The 2,500-nt window shown below is 30.8% G+C and carries 2 protein-coding genes and 1 pseudogene; 1 reads left to right on the forward strand and 2 read right to left on the reverse strand.

The window, feature by feature from the left end; translation table 11 throughout:
• Positions 1 to 343: pseudogene (locus ACH2BP_RS00005) on the forward strand (hypothetical protein); the annotation flags it as partial.
• A gap of 53 nt (positions 344 to 396) precedes the next feature.
• Here the strand turns inward: ACH2BP_RS00005 and ACH2BP_RS00010 are convergent.
• Both ACH2BP_RS00010 and rplT read right to left on the reverse strand, forming a co-directional pair.
• Positions 397 to 2,118, reverse strand: a complete 1,722-nt coding sequence (locus ACH2BP_RS00010) for an ATP-binding protein (RefSeq protein WP_395055770.1) — start codon at positions 2,116 to 2,118, stop codon at positions 397 to 399.
• Between the two features lie 151 nt (positions 2,119 to 2,269).
• The coding region (gene rplT / locus ACH2BP_RS00015; RefSeq protein ID WP_395055772.1) for a 50S ribosomal protein L20 at positions 2,270 to 2,500 on the reverse strand (231 nt) is incomplete at its 5' end.

Genomic DNA, 2,500 nt, shown 5'->3' on the forward strand with positions numbered 1-2,500 from the left:
TTTGTTTTTTATGGGGTATTCGGTAAAGAATATGATTTTCCCCGAAAAAGAATGTATGAAGTGGGACGGGGATCATTATGAAGCAGTGGATTGCAAAAACGAAAAATTATTAATTGGAAATATAACATCAGTAGTAGTTTTAAACGAGGATTTATTGGGCTTTAAAAAAATCGAGGTTAGCACAAATACAATTTTCTTCAAAAAAGGAAAACCGATAGTTTGGTATGGAAAATCATTTGAGGGTAATTATGAATATTTTAATCAGCCAGGACTACATCCAGAAACGGAGAAAACATTAAAACCAATATCTGAATATATTATTAAGAAATATTTACATAAATGACAGTAATTCATTCAAAAATAGTCAATTAAAACTTCATATTTTATTTACTACATTTAAATTGGAAATGTAATATGTACTTTGAAGCCTTTGTCCGATTTTGTTTCAAAAGTTATTGTTCCTTTTATAGACTGGATACGGTTTTCTACATTTTGTAATCCATTTTTTAGATTTAATTCTTCTATCGTAGCTCCCACGCCATTATCACTGTAATCTATTTGTAATTTGTTTTCATTTTTTTTGAAAATTATTACTGCTAAACTGCAGTGGCTGTGTTTTTTCATGTTGACAAGTAATTCTTGAAGTACACGGTACATTGTGATTTTTGTATTATTGTCTACATTTGGCCAGTCAATCGTATCTATTCCGTTGATTAAGACATTAATTGCAGAGCTGTTAAATGCAGACATCATTTCTTTTAAGTTAGAAGTAAATAGAGGCCCTGCTTCTATAGAACTGTTTTCTTTGGAAATGTTTCGCGTTCGTGAATATATAGTATCAAGATGGCTAATTAATATCTCTTTATTCGCATTAGTGGATAGATCTTGTGTTTCTGCAAAAGCCATCGTATGGAAAACATCGTTAGCCAGTTCATCATGCAGTTTTTTAGCAATTCGAATCTCAGTATTGTAGGCACTTTTTATTTTTTCTCGTTTGTTTTTTGCTACAAGGAAATTACCAACAACAATGCTCATAGTAATAATAACTGCAACCACGAAATACAGGAGTAGGTGTTTGTTTTGCTGTTGTTCTTGTTGCAGTATAGTTTGCGCTTTTAGTTTTAGATTTTCGTTTTTTTCTTTTGTGGAATCATACCTTATTTTAGCAAATTGATTCTTGGCTTTTAATCGTACTTTATAGATACTGTCATTTATTTTTAAATAGAGTAGTGAATATTTTTTAGATTGATTTCCGGTACTGTTTTGTATTAATTGTGCCAAACATTCCAAGCGATCATCAACATGGTTAACTTTAGTAGCTTTTTCATAAGCTAAGTTTATATAATTCAAGGCTAAATTAAGATTGTTTTTTTTGTAATATTCGAAAAGATTATAATAACTCCCTGTAAGTCCTCGGTCATTATTTTCTTGTAATCTTATTTTTACGGATTGGTTTAAGTAGGCTAGTGCTTTTGGGTTTCCTACTTTATAATAGCAGTAGCCTAGATTATCTAATATTCGAGAATAAGCTTCTGGATCTTCCAAAATTTCTTTTTTTAAAGTCAAAAGAGAAAGAATTTGGATAGCATCTTGGTATTTTTCTTGTGCCATGTAGACTAAGGCTATATTGTTTCTTATACCGTATTTTTCAATTGGGTCTGTTTTTATAATGAGTGCTTTATTGAAATAATAAAGAGCGTTTACGTTGTCAAATGTATGTAGGTAGTTATTGCCTAATGTATTATAAATATTCCATCTGCCATTGGGGTATTTGTCATTGTTATCTAAAAAAGGGAGTGCTTCCACGGCCGTAGATTCACTACCAGAATTATCTCCGAAATCCGCTTGAATTTGTGCTATCCACGCTAATGAATGAATAATTCTTGAAGTGTCTTTTTTTATTTCAGCAAGGGATTTAGCTTTATTATAGTAGTAGTAAGAACTGTCTAATTCTTCATTTTCATAATGTTTATGACCAATGTCTAAGAGTCTGTTAATATCTGTAACATCAGGTTTTTTCGCGGAATTGTGTTGCTTTTTTTTCTCACAAGATTGTGTTGCAAAAAGTAAAACGAAGAACAGCATATAAAGCGGGAAATGAAGTTTTTTAAGTATCATTTTTCGAAATTACAGAAATTAATTATGATACAAAAGTTATCTGAATAGTATATTTTTTTAATTTGTATATAGCATTTAAAAACAAAAAACCCCAATCTTTCGATTGAGGTTTCTATATAAGTAAGTAATCTAAATTGAGTTGATAAAACGTTTATTTTACTTTATTAAGTACTGCTTTGAAAGCTTCAGGGTGGTTCATAGCTAAATCTGCAAGAACTTTTCTGTTCAATTCGATTCCGTTAGCTTTTACTTTACCCATGAATTGTGAATAAGACATTCCTTCTAATCTAGCTCCAGCGTTGATACGTTGAATCCATAAAGCACGGAAATTTCTTTTGTTCACTTTTCTGTCACGGTAAGCGTAGCACATTGCTTTCTCTAC

It is taken from the genome of Flavobacterium sp. (assembly GCF_043756175.1).
GTDB lineage: Bacteria > Bacteroidota > Bacteroidia > Flavobacteriales > Flavobacteriaceae > Flavobacterium.

Bases quoted from the DNA above. Each gene is read 5' to 3' on its own strand.
- ACH2BP_RS00010 (WP_395055770.1), bottom strand. From the start codon at position 2,118: ATGATACTTAAAAAACTTCATTTCCCGCTTTATATGCTGTTCTTCGTT.